Source organism: Shewanella sp. NKUCC01_JLK (assembly GCF_019345615.1).
Classification (GTDB): domain Bacteria; phylum Pseudomonadota; class Gammaproteobacteria; order Enterobacterales; family Shewanellaceae; genus Shewanella; species Shewanella oncorhynchi.
This window is the reverse complement of record NZ_JAHKRD010000023.1, coordinates 58048-77268: the sequence shown is the minus strand read 5'-3', so window position 1 is coordinate 77268 and position 19221 is coordinate 58048. Positions and strand designations below refer to the sequence as shown.

Below are 19221 nucleotides of genomic sequence, written 5' to 3'. Positions count from 1 at the left end.
GATATTAACCTCGGATAGAAAAATGCACAGGGATCTCAACCCACGCACTGACTTTTTCGCCATTACTTTGGGCTGATTCAAATAACCAGTTTTTGGCAGAATCAATAGCGGCACGATCCAACAAATCAAATCCCGAGCTCGTTAACAAATCTACCTGTTGGCACTCCCCATGCTCAGAAACCTTAACTTTAAGCAATGTGACACCTTGCTGACGTAATCTCTTAGCCATTTTTGGATAGGGTGTGCTATCAGCATCACTCAATAATTGAGGTGGAATAAGCACACTTTTGACACCAGAATTTTGAGCAGATACAGCTTGAACCACAGGCTGACTCGCAGTAGATATAGGCTCTGCAGTAGACATAATATTTTCAGTCACTATTTCAGTGGGTGTTTTCAATTGTGTCTTAGTTTGAGCCTTTGTAGTTGAAGCTTTTGATGCCTTAGGTGTGACAGTAACCAGCTTAGGCTCAAGTGCTTTTGTTTCTACTAGCGTTGGAGTTGATTGAGCAAATTCAGCAGCGGAATTAATTGACATTGGTTGTGCAGGTGATACTACATGTTGCGCAATGACTAACTCAACTTGACGTAATGAAATACCTGATACAGATGAAGGAATAGTCTGGGCATCAACAGACCAAGTCGCACTCGCAAAGATAGCGATAAAGTGCATACCTAAAGAAAGATAAATGCATTTTTTTGCTAAACCCATACAAAGGCGACTCTAAATGATAATTGTTATTATTATATGTTAGGCGCAAGATATCAAACAAGAGGTATTGCTCACACAATTGATGCATATGTAATGAATTTATTGAAACGTACGGTTTGAAATTCGAAGTAAGAAAGTCAGTACAACTCTGATGGGACAATGCTTTAAAACAATAAGAGGCAAAACCAAATATTTCTCCAATGTGATAACAAAGCAAGTTACAGAGTAACGATATGAGAAAAACTAATGATCAATTCATGCAACTTAGGGTTGAGAGAAAAATACTCCAAAATTGCTTTGGGGCAATTGTCAGTTTGCAAAGGTTTAATAGTCATTTGTAGTAAAGTTACATTTTTCCCTTGAGTTATTTTGTGGCTGCTCCTACTTGTCAGACTATGGGTACATTTTATGTCGATGTATGGTTACATTATTTAGCTAAGTAATTGTTTCTATATATGCTGCTATGTCATAGTTTGGTTTCAGCGACAACCATGTCGACAAGTTTGTCCGCTGGATATCCCATTTCACTGCGCAGCTTAACGTAAGAAAAACTGCACTGGCACAACAAGTTCTAACGTCTCGTTTGGCATTGCATCGGGTATGGCAGGTAAGGGCTGGGCTCGCTCCAGCATTTTTAGTGCTTCTGCATCTAATGTTTGATAGCCCGAACTTTGCTCAATTCGACTCGCGCTGACTCTGCCTTGACGATCCAACATAAAATACAGCATTACTGTGCCTTGCTGACGTCGATTACGTGCCATACGTGGATATTCTTTATGCTGTTCTAACCAGGCTAATAAAGTTGCGGTGTAGTCTTGGGAGTCGCCCATCAAACCTCCGCCAGTAAAGCTATCACCACTATTTGTCGTGTTATTTTCTGTAGAATGACCTGCACCGTTTTGACCTACTTCGTTGGCAGACGCAGCTAACGCTGTCGACGATGGGGTTTCGATTGGACTGCTATGCTGCTCATTCACCTTGGACTGAGTTGTTCGCTCATGCTGAGGTGTTGGCGTTATGGGTTTGGGACGTGGTGTGGGAGTGACTTTCTTTGCCACGGGTGGCAATGGTTCTGGTTTGTCGACTTGCTCTGTAATTGGCTCAGATTTTTGCTCAGCAACTGGCGCCGTCGTTTGTGGCAGAGCACTCGCTGCGCTACCTGCAGGCCCTAAGGAAATTTCAATCCCTCCGTTGCCAACCGCTTTAGCCTGACCCATGGGCGTTATTACTGCTGGCGACCAAAACACTGCAGCCGTTAAGGCGATGTGCAAAAAAGCCGCTAACAGCAAAGCTATGCCGCATTGCGCTATGTTCGGCGCGAACTCTTGGTCTGTCATTTGGCCCCCTGCTCAGTTAATAAACGTAGCTTTTTAACGCCTACGCCATACAAGGCTTGGGTAAAATGCACGAGCTGGTTTCCCGATAACTCACCATCAACTTTTAGCGTGACTTGGGTTTCTGGCTCGGCGGACAGCAGCATATCGATGCGTGCTAACAGTTCTGCTTCCGTAGTCGGTTCATTATCGAGTGCGAGTTTGTTGTCACGGCTGATTAGGATAAGCACTGCATCCGGTTCATCTACGCCATCACTTTGCGAGACTGGTGGAGTGACATCAAACGGTGCTGTCACGGAAAGGCTACCTGCGATCATAAAAAAGATTAACAGCAAGAACACCACATTAATCAGCGGCAAAATACGTTCTTCTGTTTGGTCCGGCCGACGTTCAGGAAAATGCATTAGCGGCTATTCTCCATGTTATTGCCGTCCGCTTTAGTCGCAGGTGCGGGTTGCCAATTGGAGTCTTCTACCAGTGTTAGCGGCGCAATCCCTGCGGCATTAAGTGCATCCAATACCTGCACTAACCTTTGTACTGGAGTATCCGCCTGCGGCTGTAGGCTCACGATCTGGCTTGCAGGCTGGCGCCCTTGTGCTTTTTGCTGTAATGCTTCCAGTGTGATTATTTCGCCGTTTAGTTGCAGTTGATCTGCGCTAATTTGCACTAAAAATGGCGCTTGTTCAGCGGGAGCTGGGCTACCCGCTGTGCTGGTATCGAGCGCCACAGTGCGCCAGTCTAGAAAACTGGAAGACAGCATAAAAAACACCAATAGGATAAACACCACATCAATGAGTGGCGTTAAGCTAATCACCGCTTTACGTTTTGAAGAATGAGTCGTGAATTTCAGTGATTGATTATATGGCGCTTGCATTGAGTGCCTGTTTGTTATTGGCGGTGAGTGGTGTAACCACAGTATTTGGCGTTTGATAGCTACTGGTAGCTGATAACTCAGGGGTAAATAGTTGCGTGACTAAGTTATCCATTTCATGTGCAAGATGATCGACGCGCCGCTCCAGATAGTTCAGTAATGCCACCACTGGGATAGCGACACATAAGCCCACCGCTGTGGTGAGCAAGGCTTCCCAGATCCCGTCTGACAGAATCGCTGGATTCACTTTATTACCCGCCGCTTGCAGTTGTTGAAAGGCGGCGATCATACCCATTACCGTGCCCAGTAATCCCAGTAGTGGTGATAATGAACCTATGACCTCTAGTGGGCGCAATCCGCGTCTTAACTGAAATAGCGCATTACAGCCATAACGCAGTACTTCTTCGCGGACTAAAGATTCAGGCAGTTGGCGTGTGATGCCACGAATCGCTTGTGCCATTGCCTGTGCTGTGGGATTGCGGCTTATTGCAGCAAGCTGTAATGCTTCTTCCTGCTTGCCTTGTTGCCATAGGGCTAATGCCTGCCTTGCGGGTTTACGTTGCCACAGTCCGGCGCGCTGAAACTGAATAAGTTTCATCAGCACAATCGTCATAGCAACCAATGACATCAGCATTAATATCACCACTACTGTGCCGCCAGCCTCTAGCAGCGCGATGGCATCGTGCCACCAAGTCGATGTTGCTAACACATCTGTAGCGGAAGCTTCTTCCGTTGGCTGTTGCATACCCGAAACTACCGTTTCAGGTACTGAAGACAATTGCTCAATGGCATGAGTCTCAGTGCTGAGCGGTAACGTAGCTTGGCTGTTATTGGTACTGGCATTTTCCTGCGCCCAACCGGTGAGAGGTAAAGCAAGTAGCGCCAATGAGAGTAAAACGGCTTTGAATATCATGAATTTTATCAACCTTAAACTTGATTCATTTTATGGTTAGCTCGCCCTGTATCTGGGTGAGTGAAGGAGAATAATTTACCCGCAGGACGTAACCAGCGAGGTCGCCAAGCTAAGGTTAAAGCGACGGCGAGTGCAGCCACGCCAATCATTGTTATCCAGAGCAGGCTGCCAAAGCTGGCACCGTCGCGCACCAGCGACAGTGCTAAAGATATGCTTAGCATCAAGATGCCTAGGCTGCGTAGGAGCAACACCTTCCTTTGAGTGGGTAGTGCCTTATCGAAAACAACGCGCCAATGCCGTACTTGGCTCAGGGCGAACAAAGCAAAACTGAGGTAGGCCGTGCTAAATATGGCGACTAACAGCAGGTCTTTAGGCATTAATCCTCTCCTTTTAACATCTAACTCTGACGGATGACTGATAGTTTCCGCGCTGCGTAAATGGCCATCACAGCACTAGTAATAAGCACTAAGTCTAGGGTCGCAACGGGCCAATAGGTATGGGTGAATAGGGTCTTAAGCAGATGGTCGCCTGTGGTTATCCAGTTCAGTCCCACAGCTGCGATAGCAATCAGAGCAATCGTCCAGCATTGTTCTGCCCAAGCCTTTCGGTAACCATGCTGTTTGTTTATAAACACTCTGATTAATGCATGAAGTAGGCACGCCAGCCAGACACCAAAGAAGGCATATACCTCTAAATCGCGGCTGGAAATACCTGCAAATTGTTCCCTATTATTGAGCAAGCGATTGACCACTAAAAAAGCCCCGGTCGCAGAAATAATTCCACTGATAGCAGCGATGTTATGTGCATTCATAAAGGACACATTAAAGCTAGTGCTGCCTTGCCTTTGGTTACGTGCCTGAGTCCAATGCAGTAGGCCAGTGGCGATTAACGCGCAAGCACCCAGCCCTGCGATAAAATAAAGCCAGCGCAGTGGCCAGTGTGTAAATTTGATGTAATGCATACCAGCAATAAAGTTAAATACATTGGTCGTCGAGGATGAGTTGAAATGTGCGAGTTCCTCTCCAGTGGCGGTAGAAAATCTCCTATTATCAATATTCTGAGATACGTTGTTATCGCTATTTAGCCTGAGTGCGACGACACCACCTGCATCTCCAGGATTGCTAACCCGAATCATATAGACAGCCCCTTGACCTAGCTCGCTTTCGGTCGCCGCAATCATAGGATCAATTGCGGCAATATTGGCGGGTTGGCCTATTGCTTGTGGTCTAACACGCCCCTGTGATTCGGCGATAAAACGACTCCGTGCAGGACTATTACGTGAGCCTTCTCTGGCATCGGTAATTTCGTCTTCATTTTCACTGCTAACATCTTGCTCACGTTTGCGTGAAGCTTCTCTTACTTTAGATTTGGGTCGTTCCTGCGTCACGGATGCTGGGTTAAGCTGTGCGAAAACGGCATCGGGCGCCTTGGGGAAATAGATCAAGTGCGCAATCATTAGCCCTGACAAGGTGATGACGATAGTGAAAGGCAGCAGCACAACGCCTGTGAGGTTATGAATATCGAGATTGGCTCTGCCAAAGCCCCGAAGCAGCCTAAGGGTAAAGAAATCGGCAAATATTCTACGGTGTATGACTATGCCGGAAATTAACAGGCAAAGCATACCCATGCTCGCAATGCCAACCAGTAGGGCGCCAATGTTGTTTTGGCGTAAGGTTAAATTGTGATGGAAGGGGTAAATAAAGTTACTCGCTCCTCGGGTGTTTGGAGCCGGAAGCGGTTCGAGTGTGATCGGGTGGAAACTATTTCGCTGTGCTATGTGTGACTTTGCAGAATCATAAGCCAATGTCAAAAAAGGTCTGCGCTCAGCGGGTAGCACTATAGTCCAAGCTTTTGCCCCCTCAGCTCGCTCTGCCAGTAAAGGTATGATCTCGCGGTCTACCGATAATGGCCTTGCAGTATCCATGTGGATTCGAGTGTGTGGCATCATCCAGCGATCGATTTCTTTATCGAATACTGACAGCGTGCCGGTCCAAAAAATGGCGAACAGCAAGCCGCTTAATATCAATCCTGCCCAAGTGTGCAGGAGACTCATCCGAGTACGGAATTCATCTTTCATGCTAATGCTCCAACTATCCAAGCCATGAAGATGGAAAGGCCCGTCAGGCTGCTTACGTTTAGCCAAGTTCGCAGGACGCCGTTACGAGAAAACGCCCACAATAGAATGAGCACTAAGTAGATAAACCCCAGCATACTGGTGACGACCACGGCATCCGTCCATGGCATACCCATGTGGTAAAGCAGAGCCCCTGTTGTATTAACAAGTTGGGCACTGGATAAATAGCACAATAAACAGATGGCGATTGAGTGTGCCACCATCCCAGTGGTAAACAGCCATCTGTTAGCGGCGCTTTGATTGCCGCGTTTCGATTGGTGGGACAATCGTGAGTTTTTTTCGAGCATTATATGTAAGTCCATATTCAGAATTGCGTCTTAACGTTAACGAAATAGCTACGTCCGCGCTCTGAATAGCGATAAGCCCCAGTATCGTTATTGACTTTAAATCGCTTAGCGTCAGTGATGTTGTCTACCCCGGCGATAAAACTAATATAGCGGTTCAGCGAGTAGTTCAGACCTACGTCCAGCGTGATCAAATCTTTATCACTTTTATCGACCGTATTGCGATCGAAGCTGATTCGGGTGATCTCGCCCTCATAATTACCTCGCATGAATGCCGAGAGTGATTCAATTGGGTGGTAGTCGAGCGTGATTGATCCGTTATGATTTGGGATACCAACGAGTGAGTTTCCATCAAGTAATGCCAAGGTGTCACCGAAAGGGCGTGGACCCGCGGGGGTATTGATGATCACGTTGTCAGCATCTATTTGTGAATCGGTATAGGTGTAACTTGCTTTGAGCCCTAAGGTCGTTGCAATATCCCAGCGCCCCTCAAGCTCGACACCGCGGATCTGTGCTCCCTTGGCATTTAGCCAAGTGGCCCAAGCTGGGCAGTCTTTGGTGCCAACGTCACCTGAAATGCAATATGCTGGAATATATCCGCCGTTACCATCGTCGAAATAGAAGGTGTTGGTGTTGAGGATTTTGTTGGAAAAGTCATTGAAAAATAGCGTTGCGCCGATATTTAGTGTGTCATCTTGAGTGTAAAGCGCGCCGATTTCATAATTCGTGCTTTGTTCAGGCTCTAAGTCGGGATTACCCACAATCACAAATTGACTCGTACCGCCGCCACGTTGAGAGCCTGTAGTGTTATCAATCTGGTCAATCTTCGGGCTCTTGTAGCCAGTGGCTATGCCCCCTTTGAAAGTCCAGTGATCGTTATGATTGAAAACAAGATATGCTCTAGGTGAGACATGATGACCAAAAAATTCGTTGTCCGTTAGTCGCGCACCAAGGGTGAGATAAAGTTTATCTGCGAGCAGCTCCCATTCGTCTTCTGCAAAAATACTGAAATCGCTGACAGAGCGGGTGCCAAAGCTTCGGGGAGAGCCATTGCCTAAATCACCGTTAGTTAGTTTGTCGTTAGTCCATTGACCACCGAAAGTCAGAGTATGGCTATCCACACCTGTAATGAAGCGTGCATCGCTGACTTTGTTTGTTGATCCTGTAGTGAAATCAGCTGCAGCAGGATAAGTCAGTCTTTCATAATCTTCTTCATAGTATTTCAGTTCTAGTTCGCCAAGATCGAACAAGGCATTGTAGGTAATGCTCCATGCATCTCGGGTCCATTCGCGGTCAATGCTACCTCTGGCATTAGGCAGTAGCACGCCGCCAGGATTGCCAATGTAGCGCTGACTCGCCTTTGAGTAGTCAAGGATGACTTCGTGGTCACGATGAGGCGTGATCCGTAACTTACTGCCAAGCGTTTTCTTAGTCGACTCCTGATATCCACCGTAATATTTGTCTTCGTCTTGGACGGCTTGATTTCCCCATAGCGAAATCCCAAGCAGATCCTTAACCAGTGGCCCTGTAATATAGAGATCCTGTTGGTTTTGGTTTCCCATTGAGCTGCTGTCCGGAACGCGCAGACCATAGCCCGCGCTGGCGCTCCATTTTTCAGGTGTTTTCTTGGTAATGATATTGATGATGCCGCCCATTGCATCGCTACCATAAAGTGAGCTCATGGGCCCACGAACAACCTCGACCCGATCAATTGACGCAACGGGAGGGATAAAATTGCTATCGAGATCTTCGTTGTTCAATCCTCGTGGATTCCCCGTATCCGAGCGTACCCGCTTACCGTCAACGAGCACTAACGTATAACCCTTCTCCATGCCGCGTATGGATATTCCGCTCTGTGCGCCAGAGCCAATCACATTGACACCGGGAATTTCCCGTGCAATATCTTGCAGCGAATTAAATTGGCGTTGCTCTAGATCATTGCCTGAAAGCACACTGATGCTCGCTGGCGCATTTTTGATATCCTGTTCATAACCCGCAGCGCTGATAACCGTTATGGGTGCCAACACTATTGCGGCGGTCGCCTTGCCGAGAATATATTGCCCCTCAAGGCGCGATGTGACCTGTAAACCCGTCTCTGCCAGTATCTTTTGCAAGCCTGCTTCAATCGAGTATTGTCCCTCTAGCCCTAAGCTGGTTTTACCCCGAGTGAGTGCTGAAGATATCGACAGATCAATATTCGCGGCTAGAGCAAAGCTGTTGAGTACGGCATCGAGCGTGCCCGCCTTAATTTGATAATGTTGTAGCTTGTTGATTTGTCTGGCATCAACATCGACAGTTTGAGCCTGTGATGGCTGTGGTGCTGTAATGCTTAAGATGACGGTGAAACTCAGGCCCATAAGGGACAAGTAGTTAGCGCGGGATTTTTTTGGTCGCGGACGGCCAAATTCAACGGAATGCATAGAGAGTCCCAAGGGGGAAAGTTAATAAGTTCTATCTACTATTCCGAACGAGATCACAAAACCCGTAAAAATTTTTGAAAATAATTTTCAGCGTTAAGGTGTTAGCGGGTAGGGATCACTTTGACCCAGTAAGTGGTGCGATATTGCAGCTCTACTGACAGGCTGCTTGCAAGGCTTTGTAGGGCAAGGTCGGTATCTTGTAGAGAAAATACCCCGCTGATGGTCAAATTGGCCACGGCACTATCGTATAGCGTGAAGCCGGGTCGATAGCGGCCGATCTCCTCGACAAAATCCGCTACCCGCATCCCTTCTGCCACTAGCTTGCCATGGCGCCAACTGATGGCTGAGCTTTTCAGCGGTGTCGGGGGCGCTATCATTGTCTTATCAAATCGAGTTTGTTGGCCTGCATCCACTCGTTGTGGCTTACCACCACTGGCAGTATAAGCTTCTACTGCGCCGTCGATTACGGCTACACGGTCATAGTGTTCGTATTGGCGGACGCAGAACTCAGTACCCAGTGCGATTAGTTGGCCGAAGTGAGTGGTGACCAAGAATTGGCGACGGGGAGATTCATGACCCGTTTTGATCAAGATCTCTCCTTGATGGAGTTGTATTTTCCGCTTCTCTGCGGAGAAATCCACATCCACTGCAGTATCTATGTTTAGTGTTAAGCGGGTGCCATCTTCAAGAGTAAAGGTGCGAGTTTCGTTTGCGCCGGTACGGTATTGAGCCTGCAGACTACGGCCAAGTCGAGTCTGTGACGCGCCAAGCCAAGTCGCGGTGACGCCAATCCCTGCAAGCGCTAAAACATTGAGGAAACGCCGACGTGATACGACGGACTGGCTAACCTTTTCAAGCACTTGGATGCCAGTACCCTTAGGTAAGGAGGCAAACTTGCCTGTGATCTGGCACATGCGTTGCCATGCTTGTTCGTGAAGTGAACTTTGGTCACGCCATTGTTGGCAGTTAATACTATCCTGCTCGGTAGCGTCATCTGCCAACAGGCGGGCCATCCAGCCGGCCGCCGCTTCAATGGCATCGCAGTTGTTTTCCTGCCCGATATTCTCGGCCTCAGATTGATTGGCTGGCATGACTAATAGGATTCCAGCGCGAGGCAGCAGGCCGCTAAGCCTCGCGCAACGTATTTTTCTACCGATGAAACAGAGACGGATAGCTGCTTAGCAATATCGGCATAGCTTAAACCCTCTATCTGGCGCAGCAACAGCGTCAAGCGCACATTATCCGGCAAGTTATCGAGCATAACGGCAATTTCAGCGAGTGTTTCAATGATGACATGATGGATTTCTGGCCCAGGTATGAAGGTTTCTGGCATCAAGCTCAAACTTTCTAGGTAGGCTTCTTCAATCTTCTGCCGACGATAAGCATCAATCATCAATCCTTTGGCAATGCGGGTTAAAAAACGCCGAGATTCGCCTGAAGGCGGCAGATTTCCGGTTTTTAACAAACGTAGAAATGTATCTTGGGCTAGGTCGGCTGCTGTTTCTGAACACCCCACGCGTGAGTATAGCCAGCCGCGTAGCCAAAACTGGTTATCTCTATATAGGTTATTGATAGGAGAAGAAATATTGACCGACGTCATACGGTATAGGCAAGAATATTAATAATGTTGTAATGATATTGATTATCATTTGATGGGTCAAGTTTTGTGTCATTACGCCCATGAGAGTATCTGCTTATACATAGTGAAAATCATGGCGAAAAATAAGCTGTAATCCTGTTTTATGCGACTAATGAACAAAAGGATTCGCCTATCTTTTTGTGTTTTTGACTGGCTCAACTAAACTTGAGCCTTATCTCTATAGGACTACCGATTATCTTTTTGAAAAGTATGGTTATTCATTAATTGATATAAAAACATCTTGTTAGGGTTAGCTTGCTGGTGGTTTGACTTAGTTTCTAAGTGAATAAAAAGAAAGTTGGAATATTTAGGAGAAATTGATGAGTAAGTTTCTGCTGTTCCTGATTTTAACTATGAGTTCCTTTGTTTCGGCTGCAAACCAAGATGTTCTTATCGGTAGCGGAGAATGGTCTCCGTATGCTGGCGCTAAATTGAAAGGATTGGGTTTTTTAAACGATGTGGTCACAATCGCTTTTGAGCAGGAAGGAATTACCGCAAAATTCGAGTTCAAACCTTGGGCTCGTATTGAAGTAGAAACGGGTAATGGATATTTTCTCGCATCACCCGGTTGGTCCATTCAAGAAGATCGTAAAGCCCAATATCTGTTCAGTAAGAAACCGATAATCGTTTCTCGCAGCGTATTTATTGAACGAGTTGATAGTCAGTTTGACTGGAAGATTATGAGTGATCTTAAACAATTTACTATCGGGTGCAACCGAGCCGATTACTATGTCAAAGCACTGACTGAGATAGGAGTTAAAGTTCAAGAATTAAACGAATACCCACAAGGAATCAAGATGCTAATTGCCAAACGCTTTGACGCGTTCATTGTAAATGAAGCCGTGGGTCGGAAACTGATGCGTGATTTATCTGCTGAAGAACAAGCTAAAATTCAAATACACCCTTTAGCGTATGATGAAAATTTCTCCTTCCTCATGTTTTCTAAAAATTACCCTAATGTCGAAGCTCTTGTCGAAAAGTATGATTCTGGCTTTGAAAAAATACAGAAATCAGGGCTATATCAAACAATGGTTCAAGATTTATATAAAGGTAAATATGATTGATTAGATTTTATTGCGCGGCAAAAAAGTTAGATATTTTTACGATTAAAATGTTTTTCACCCTCAAGTCATTGTCTAAACGTGTGACTTAACTAACCATCATAGCTTTGCAGCGGCGGGCTATGGTGGTTAACATGTCGGCAGGTTTAGCTCATGTCGATATTTCAGCTTTATGGGCTATTTTCTTTTTTTATACCCACTTGTGATTTTTTATATGAAACTCATTCCTCTGCTAAAACAACCGCGAATTCACTGACTATTCCAATGTGAAACTTCTCATAACATTATGTTTCGTATTAACTATTTTGTTTATAAAGAGGATTTGCAATGCAGAAAAAGCATTGGTCAAAAGTTCAGTTATTGCACGAGGTGGTCACCAATCCCAATATCATAGTGAAAGGCCAACATAGCTATTACAGTGATTGCTGGGATGCTGGCTTTGAGGGATCAGCAGTGAGATATCTTCATGGTGATGAAGTGAGCCGTGAGTGGGAGCCTAAGTGGCCTATCGATAAACTTTATATCGGTAACTATGTGTGTATCGCTGCCGAAGTTGTGATCTTAATGGGCGGAAATCATACGCATAGAGCAGATTGGTTTTGTTTATACCCTTTTATGGATTTCATCGAGGAGGCCTACGTAGGCAAAGGTGATACTCATATTGGTGATGGGGCTTGGTTAGGCATGAGATGTATGTTGATGCCAGGGGTGACGATAGGTGAAGGTGCGGTTGTTGCCGCAAATAGTGTTGTCACCCAAAATATCGAACCCTACAGTATTGTGGCGGGGTCACCTGCAAAATTAGTCAAGTATCGGTTCGATAAAGAAGTTATTCGTGAGTTACTGGCGTTAAAAATCTACGATTGGCCTGCCGAAAAGTTTGAAAGCTTAAAGCGGTATTTGTGTTCGGCGGATTTTGACGCGCTCAGCAAAGCGATCACTCGCTATGACCAATCGTACATCAAAGCAAGTAACCGTTAGTCCCAAAGTGAAAGGTCGCGCTCAGTCGAGGCCTTTCACTTATTCTGCCTTAAATCTGCTTTTTGGCGTTTTGGCTAATTCGGCCAGTGCTTCGATGATCACCCGTAGCTTGGGTTGGAGGTAAGGGGTTTTAAGCCAAATCAGGTGGATAGGTGTGTCGTCACTGGCGAGTTCGTCTAGTATCGAGATAAGTTCACCAGTTTTAAGATAGTCCTCAACTAACCATATCGGCACTTGCGCTAAACCCACTCCCGCCAGTGTGGCCGCTAAAATGGCTTCGCAATCAGCGATTTCGTGGCGTACTGGAATGTCATAGGCCTCAGTGACCCCATCCTCATTTTTAAGTAACCAGCGATGTTGCTGCCCAAGCGGCCAGCCGACAATGCATTGGTGCTGGCTGAGATCTTCTTTGCCTTGTGGCGTGCCAAGTCGAGCGAAATAGGCGGGAGATGCGCAGATCACTCGGCGTTGTTCTCCTAATCTACGGGCGACTAAATCCACAGTGTCGCCGAGTTGTCCGACACGCACCGCCAAATCAATGCCGTCACTAAACAAATCGGTCGCTCTATCGTTAAAGGTAATGGATAACTCAAGCTTGGGATATTTTTGCGACAGTGCTAATAGGGTTGGCAGTATATATCGCCGCCCAAACGTCACGGGTAAATCCACTCGCACTCGACCTGAGGGAATTTGCTGTTCGCTGCCGAGTCGGCTCTGTGCATTGTCTAGGATTGCCATGGCATTTTGGCAATCTGTGAGATACGAATCGCCATCATTGGTTAAGCTCACACGCCTTGTGGTGCGGTGCAGCAGCTTAGTGCCTAAGCGGGTTTCTAATCGCACTATGCTTTTACTGAGCGCCGAACCTGTCATGCCTAACGCCTGCGCCGCTAAGGTAAAACTGCCGAGCTGGGCAACAGTGACGAAATGGCGTATCTCAACAAATTGATTATTTATCACGGCAATTAATTCCTTGAAGGACTCAGTGATGGTCATTTTAGTGACTTAATCATGGAAAGTGAATCGCGTAAGCTACTACCACAGTATGAAAATGAGCGTTAACGTACAAGCGAACGTCATTTTGTAATTGATTAAAAAGGTTTTTCTATACAATCAACCTTAACCCCCTATTGAGTGAGCTAACTATGAAATCGTCAAATAATCTGCAAGGTAAAGTGGCTTTTGTACAAGGTGGCAGCCGTGGTATCGGTGCTGCCATCGTTAAACGTTTAGCGAGTGACGGCGCAGCGGTTGCCTTTACCTATGTGTCATCTGAGGCCCAATCACAATTGCTAGTTGACGACGTTATCACCCATGGTGGTCAAGCCATTGCCATTAAGGCCGACAGCACAGAGCCGGAGGCGATCCGTCGTGCCATCCGCGAGACCAAAGCGCATTTCGGTCGATTAGATATAGTAGTCAATAATGCGGGCACGCTGATTTGGGATAGCATCGAGAACCTGACGTTAGAGGACTGGGAGCGAACAATTAACACTAATGTGCGCAGTGTGTTTGTGGCCAGTCAAGAAGCTGCGCTGCACATGAATGATGGCGGCCGCATCATCAATATCGGTAGCACGAACGCTGAGCGTATTCCGTTTGTAGGTGGTGCGATTTACGGCATGAGTAAATCGGCATTAGTCGGTTTAGCCAAAGGACTCGCGCGGGATTTAGGCCCACGAGCCATTACGGTGAACAACATTCAGCCAGGCCCTGTGGATACCGATATGAACCCTGATAACGGCGATTCATCTGAGCCCGTTAAAGCGATGGGCGCCCTAGGGCGTTTTGGTAAAGCCGAAGAGATCGCAAGCTTTGTCGCCTTTATTGCGGGTCCAGAAGCGGGCTATATCACTGGTGCGAGTTTGATGATTGATGGTGGGTTTTCTGCATAAGCTTTGTCTGTATTTATCTTTTAGGCAAAAAGTAGGCAAAAAGTTTGATTCCAGTCATTAATAAGCCTGCACAAGAGTCACTCTGGCGGGCTTTGCTTAAGTTGTGGCTAGTTATGTAGAATCAATATGTTAGAGCATAAAAACTTGTTGAGTATGATGGTAAGAACTTAGGTCGTTGTTACTCAAATTATCCGTCAGCAAAGCGCGGTTTTATTGAAATGGTGGACTATGGCTTGACTCAGGCAAGGCAAAATAATTTGCTTGTTGATGAACTATTGTTACAATCCGCCGGTCTTATCTTCAGCTATCTGTTGAAAGACACTCATTTTTTATCTTTATTATCAAAGAATAAGACGAAGGGAAATCCAAATTTCTAAGTTATCGACTAAGCAAACAGGCAACCTATGGGGCGTGATGGTGTTTACCATTCTGACCTTGTTCTGTTTGACTCAAAATAGTGGAATACTTAACTTGTTGCTCAAGGAGTCGAGCGCGCAAGCGATGTCGGCTACGTCTTTTTCTGGTGCTGGTTTTAGCGCCAACTCAGCTTTAAACTCAAGTTCTGCTTTAAACAGCAGTTCAGCTTCAAACAATATGGCTAGCCATGCCGATGCTCAAGCGGCGGGTACTGAGCTGGTCAAAAGTGAACCTAAAAAATGTGAATTGTCTGAGAAATCGATCCGAACCTGTATCGACACTCCGAGTACCATCCCATTTCTTATCCTGCTGTTCCTACTGCCGTTACTTCCCCGCGCCTCCCGCGTGATAACACTGTTACCCATACAAGGTTATCAAGCTAAACCTAGGCGAATACATCTCACACATTGTCGCTTTCAAGAATAAAAACTTATTTATCAATTTGATAGGTGGGTTTGTTTAGGCATGCTTTCTCTCAGTCAATATTTGACTTTTCTCGCCAGTTTGCCGGTAGAAAAGAAAGTTAAGCGGCTGCAGAACATCCAATTTTACACATCACACCTCCCTATCTGACTGCTTGAACTTAAGCCTTCTATCACGCTGATGTTTCTTAAGCCATAACGATATTGGTAACCAGAACATAGCGTTAGCCAATATTTATATGGCCTAGAAGCAAGGTAAGCATGCACGCAGCATCACAGAGTCTTGTTTAACTTAGCTTGGTCTAACAGCGCTTAAGTATTGCAATGGCAAATGCTGACGATATATCGAAGAGATTAATATGCAATTTAATAACAAACAGTTAGTGCATATTTGGGGGACAAAATGAGTACATTAAAATCCATGTTAACCAGATTCTGGATACTCGCCTTGATAGTGACGAGTCCGTCGCTAATGGCGGCATCGACAGGATGGTTAGTTAACGATAATCACCCGCCAGCCAAAGTACGTTTTATGCTGACGGGCGAAGTTGATCCCGCAACGAACACTTTGCCCGCTGTGCTTGAAGTACAACTCGAGGGCGATTGGAAAACCTATTGGCGCAGTCCTGGGGAAGGCGGTATCGCGCCGACGATAAAATGGGATGGCTCACGCAATCTACAGCAAGTGGATTGGAGATGGCCTGCGCCAGAGGAATTCTCATTATTGGGATTACAAACCTTTGGTTATAAAGGCAATACCACCTTTCCATTAACCCTAAAAGTCGATGATATCGCTGCGCCAACTCAGCTGCGTGGCAAAGTGACCTTGTCGACCTGTACCACCATCTGTGTACTGACGGATTATCAGATTAGTCTCGACTTCACGGCTAATGCGCTGCAAGCGGATACCGATGCTATGTTGGCTTACAACAAGGCCGTGTCGCTTGTGCCGCAAAAAGTGTTGACCCAAGAGGGCCAAAATCCTGCGATGACAATGGGTTGGGATACCGCCAAAGGTCAACTTGAAGTCAGACTCAATGATGCCAACTGGCAGCAACCCACTGTGATTATCGATGGTGAGCCAGATACCACATTCAAGCTAGTGAGCTTAAAATCGAGTGAAAGCGATGCTAACGGCAAGCAATGGGTCGGTATTTTCAGCGGTAAAAGTTGGCTGGGCGAGCCTGAAGTTTTAGGTAAATCGCTGAACATGACTGTCGCCGATAGCGAGCGGGCGTTGGAATACAGCGCCGAGGTTAAGCCTGTGGTAATTACCCAAGAAAGCACCTCGATATTTGGCATGATTTTGTTAGCGCTTATCGGTGGTTTGATCTTAAACGTCATGCCCTGCGTGTTACCAGTGCTTGGCATGAAGCTCAGTTCAGTGGTTGCAGCACCTGATCTTAAGCGTAATCAAATCCGCCAACAGTTCATCGCATCAGCGCTGGGGATATTGGCCTCATTCTGGTTACTGGCTGGCTTTATCTTAATGCTTAAGCTCACGGGGCAGGCGATTGGTTGGGGCGTGCAGTTTCAAAACCCTTGGTTTATCGGCTTTATGGCGCTGGTGACCACAGTGTTTGCCTTCAATATGTTAGGTGTATTTGAGATTAACTTACCCTCTAACGTGCAAACCAAGTTGGCGACGACGGGCGGCAATAATAACAGCGGACACTTTTTACAGGGTATGTTTGCGACGCTACTGGCGACGCCGTGCAGTGCACCATTTTTGGGTACCGCGGTCGCCTTCGCTTTGGGCGCCGATGTACTGAGCTTGTTTGCCATCTTCACTGCGTTGGCCGTGGGTATGGCGTTCCCTTGGTTAATTGTGGCGGCATTTCCGCAAGTGGCGGGTTATTTCCCTAAACCCGGTCGCTGGATGAACACAGTCAAAGTGTTTTTCTCTGGCATGTTGCTCCTCACCAGTTTGTGGCTGATTAGCCTGTTGTCCAGCTTTATTGATGTGCTCTACCTGTGGCCGTTAGCGGGTGTCATTGCACTGATATTTATGGTGTTTATGGCTAAAAAATATGGCGCGATTGCCATCGTGAGCTGCTTAGGTATCGGCATTTTACTGTCGGCGATTATCGCATTTATGACGGCGAACCAGTGGGCTAAACCTTTACCTGCGGATCTTGCTTGGACGCCATTGGATCAAGCATTGATTAATCAGCAGGTGGCCCAAGGCAAGACAGTATTTGTCGATGTGACTGCCGATTGGTGTATCACCTGTAAGGCCAATAAAGTTGGCGTGATCCTGCAAGACCCTGTTTATAGCCTGTTGCAACAGCAGCATATTGTGCCGATGAAGGGCGATTGGACCACGCCTTCTGAGCCCATAACTCACTACCTGCAAAGCCATAATCGTTTCGGGGTGCCATTCAACGTGGTTTACGGCCCGGGTGCACCGCAGGGGATTGAATTACCTGAAATTCTATCGACTGACCTTGTGCTCGCTGCGTTTGAGCAGGCCTCAGCGTCCCCTGAAAAGTCATCCGTAGCGGCAGGGGAATAACGCGAACGAACAGCCATTCACTCGGACATGTCATTCGGCAATATCACTGGCGAGTCTCATTCAATAGCGAGTCGAGTGGCACTCAACAAATACTCAGGTCAGGGATAACCCTAACCTAAGGCAATGGAAATCGATTATGAAACAGAAGATTGAAGTACAAAACAACACTGAATCAATGCAGAAAACTCAAGCCATTGGAGGCACCCAAATGTCGAAATTTAGCTCTTTATTTAGTCCTTTATTTAGCTCTTTACGGAAAAATCGCAAGTTACAGATGTTTATTGTCTCGGGTGTCGCCATGACAATGCTGGTGGTTTCCTTGCCTTCGGTGAGCACCATGGCCTATGCCAAGGACAGCAGTTTATCGGCTGCCCAGCAGCAAGAGGTCCGAGCGATTCTTAAAGATGCCTTGATCAATGATCCTGACCTAATGAGAGAAGCAATTATTGCGTGGCAAGCAAGGGAGCAAGAGGGTGCCAATACAGCCATGCAAACGAGCCTAGTAACCCATCATAAAGCCATGTATGAGACCAAAAGCGATCCGTGGAAGGGCTCTGCGGCACCTGAGATTGAGATGGTGTACTTCACCGATTTTAACTGCCCATACTGCAAGAAAATCGAGCCTTCGCTGAACCAGCTGATTGAAGAATTTCCGCAGTTAAAAATCATAGTCAAAATGGTGCCGCTGCAGGGCGAAGGCTCCAAAATAGCGGTCGATTTTGCCCAAACGGTTTGGTTAAACGAGCCTGAAAAGTATCTCAAGGTGAAGGATATGTTGATGTCGAGCCCGCGTGGACTCGATGCCGCCGCTATCGCTAAGGTCGCTAAACTGACGGCAACCGAGCGTTGGGTCGGCAACACAGATGAGCGTGTGGCTAAAATGGTCGATGACAATGTTAATTTAATGAATGAGTTAGGCATAGGTGGCACGCCAAGTATGATAGTGGCCGATACGCTTATTCCCGGATTAGTGCCTTACGAAGTGTTAAAAGAGCAGCTTGAAGCCGCGATTGCCGCTAAAGATAAGACGCAGAAGAGCAGTTAAGATGCCGCCAAAGGAAACTGAAAATATGAGCGCCGAACAGGTTTCGACATCTTTATCTAAACGCATATTGGGCTGGATTAAGCAGCTGGCACTTTGGCTGCTCATTGCTCTTATCGTGACCAGCGTGATGGACATCTGGCGCGGCAAAGATATCCCGCGGGATAATTTGCCGCAGCTCCAAGGGACGACGTTGGCTGGGGAAGCGCTTGATATTGCCAAGTTAAGCCAAGATCAGGCGGTATTGGTATACTTTTGGGGCACTTGGTGCCCTGTGTGTAATTTTGTCAGTCCGGCGGTCAATCAAATGTCGGCATATTACCCCGTGGTGACGGTTGCCATGAATTCGGGGGAGGATGAGAAACTGAGAAAATATCTTCAGCATCAAGGCTATGGCTTTGACACTATTAACGATAATGACAGCAAAATAGCCCGAGATTGGTCATTGCAGGCGACGCCAACCATTATGATCTTTAAAGAGGGTGAGCTAAAACACTATACGACAGGCTTTACTAGCCTACCCGGTATGTGGTGGCGAATGATGTTCACTTAGAAGTGATGCTTCAGGGGCTGTTTTAGGA

19 protein-coding genes are annotated in these 19221 nt (G+C 46.7%); 7 read left to right on the top strand and 12 right to left on the bottom strand.

The annotated features are described in order from the left end of the window. Positions 1 to 4 precede the first annotated feature (4 nt). The 11 genes from KO537_RS21025 to KO537_RS20975 form a co-directional block, all read right to left on the bottom strand. The gene (locus tag KO537_RS21025) at positions 5 to 712 is read right to left on the bottom strand and encodes an energy transducer TonB (RefSeq protein WP_219235669.1); all 708 of its coding nucleotides are present in this window, start codon (positions 710 to 712) and stop codon (positions 5 to 7) included. Positions 713 to 1248: 536 nt separating this feature from the next. After that, complete coding sequence (locus KO537_RS21020) at positions 1249 to 2049, bottom strand: energy transducer TonB (protein WP_219235667.1); 801 nt, start codon at positions 2047 to 2049, stop codon at positions 1249 to 1251. Then, positions 2046 to 2450, bottom strand: a complete 405-nt coding sequence (locus tag KO537_RS21015) for a biopolymer transporter ExbD (protein WP_219235665.1) — start codon at positions 2448 to 2450, stop codon at positions 2046 to 2048. The genes KO537_RS21020 and KO537_RS21015 overlap by 4 nt, the downstream gene beginning before the upstream one ends. Further along, a complete protein-coding gene (locus KO537_RS21010; protein ID WP_219235664.1) occupies positions 2450 to 2920 on the bottom strand; it encodes a biopolymer transporter ExbD in 471 nt (156 codons plus the stop codon). Before KO537_RS21010 ends, KO537_RS21015 begins: the two co-directional genes overlap by 1 nt. Further along, positions 2904 to 3830, bottom strand: a complete 927-nt coding sequence (locus KO537_RS21005; RefSeq protein ID WP_219235662.1) for a MotA/TolQ/ExbB proton channel family protein — start codon at positions 3828 to 3830, stop codon at positions 2904 to 2906. The genes KO537_RS21010 and KO537_RS21005 overlap by 17 nt, the downstream gene beginning before the upstream one ends. Positions 3831 to 3844: 14 nt before the next feature. Continuing rightward, entirely contained in the window at positions 3845 to 4207 is a 363-nt protein-coding gene (locus KO537_RS21000) for a DUF3325 domain-containing protein (RefSeq protein ID WP_219235660.1), read from the bottom strand. Positions 4208 to 4227: 20 nt separating this feature from the next. Then, on the bottom strand, positions 4228 to 5907 hold the full coding sequence (locus tag KO537_RS20995; protein WP_219235657.1) for a PepSY-associated TM helix domain-containing protein: 1680 nt from the start codon (positions 5905 to 5907) through the stop codon (positions 4228 to 4230). After that, a complete protein-coding gene (locus KO537_RS20990) occupies positions 5904 to 6266 on the bottom strand; it encodes a hypothetical protein (protein WP_251071178.1) in 363 nt (120 codons plus the stop codon). The genes KO537_RS20995 and KO537_RS20990 overlap by 4 nt, the downstream gene beginning before the upstream one ends. A gap of 2 nt (positions 6267 to 6268) precedes the next feature. Further along, complete coding sequence (locus KO537_RS20985; RefSeq protein ID WP_219235655.1) at positions 6269 to 8668, bottom strand: TonB-dependent receptor; 2400 nt, start codon at positions 8666 to 8668, stop codon at positions 6269 to 6271. Between the two features lie 101 nt (positions 8669 to 8769). Further along, positions 8770 to 9759: a FecR domain-containing protein gene (locus tag KO537_RS20980; RefSeq protein ID WP_219235653.1), complete on the bottom strand. Its 990-nt coding sequence runs from the start codon at positions 9757 to 9759 to the stop codon at positions 8770 to 8772. Positions 9760 to 9761: 2 nt separating this feature from the next. After that, positions 9762 to 10268, bottom strand: a complete 507-nt coding sequence (locus KO537_RS20975; protein WP_012090589.1) for a sigma-70 family RNA polymerase sigma factor — start codon at positions 10266 to 10268, stop codon at positions 9762 to 9764. 359 nt (positions 10269 to 10627) lie between these two features. Here KO537_RS20975 and KO537_RS20970 point away from each other — a divergent pair, with 359 nt between their 5' ends. After that, positions 10628 to 11371 (top strand): transporter substrate-binding domain-containing protein, encoded by a 744-nt coding sequence (locus KO537_RS20970; RefSeq protein WP_219235651.1) that lies wholly within the window; start codon positions 10628 to 10630, stop codon positions 11369 to 11371. A gap of 324 nt (positions 11372 to 11695) precedes the next feature. Continuing rightward, positions 11696 to 12349, top strand: coding sequence for a CatB-related O-acetyltransferase (locus KO537_RS20965; RefSeq protein ID WP_219235649.1), 654 nt, complete (start codon positions 11696 to 11698; stop codon positions 12347 to 12349). Positions 12350 to 12388: 39 nt separating this feature from the next. On the opposite strand, the gene KO537_RS20960 is transcribed toward KO537_RS20965, so the two are convergent. Further along, entirely contained in the window at positions 12389 to 13309 is a 921-nt protein-coding gene (locus KO537_RS20960; RefSeq protein WP_219235646.1) for a LysR family transcriptional regulator, read from the bottom strand. Positions 13310 to 13494: 185 nt separating this feature from the next. Between KO537_RS20960 and KO537_RS20955 the strand changes: the two genes are divergently transcribed. From KO537_RS20955 to KO537_RS20935, 5 genes are all read left to right on the top strand, one after another. After that, positions 13495 to 14244, top strand: coding sequence for a 3-oxoacyl-ACP reductase family protein (locus KO537_RS20955; RefSeq protein ID WP_219235644.1), 750 nt, complete (start codon positions 13495 to 13497; stop codon positions 14242 to 14244). Between the two features lie 414 nt (positions 14245 to 14658). After that, positions 14659 to 15087, top strand: coding sequence for a hypothetical protein (locus tag KO537_RS20950; protein ID WP_173248345.1), 429 nt, complete (start codon positions 14659 to 14661; stop codon positions 15085 to 15087). A 399-nt stretch (positions 15088 to 15486) separates the two neighbouring features. Further along, entirely contained in the window at positions 15487 to 17598 is a 2112-nt protein-coding gene (locus KO537_RS20945; RefSeq protein WP_219235642.1) for a protein-disulfide reductase DsbD domain-containing protein, read from the top strand. Positions 17599 to 17734: 136 nt separating this feature from the next. Then, a complete protein-coding gene (locus tag KO537_RS20940) occupies positions 17735 to 18643 on the top strand; it encodes a thioredoxin domain-containing protein (RefSeq protein WP_219235640.1) in 909 nt (302 codons plus the stop codon). Between the two features lie 25 nt (positions 18644 to 18668). Beyond that, positions 18669 to 19193, top strand: a complete 525-nt coding sequence (locus KO537_RS20935) for a protein disulfide oxidoreductase (protein WP_219235706.1) — start codon at positions 18669 to 18671, stop codon at positions 19191 to 19193. Positions 19194 to 19221 lie beyond the last annotated feature (28 nt).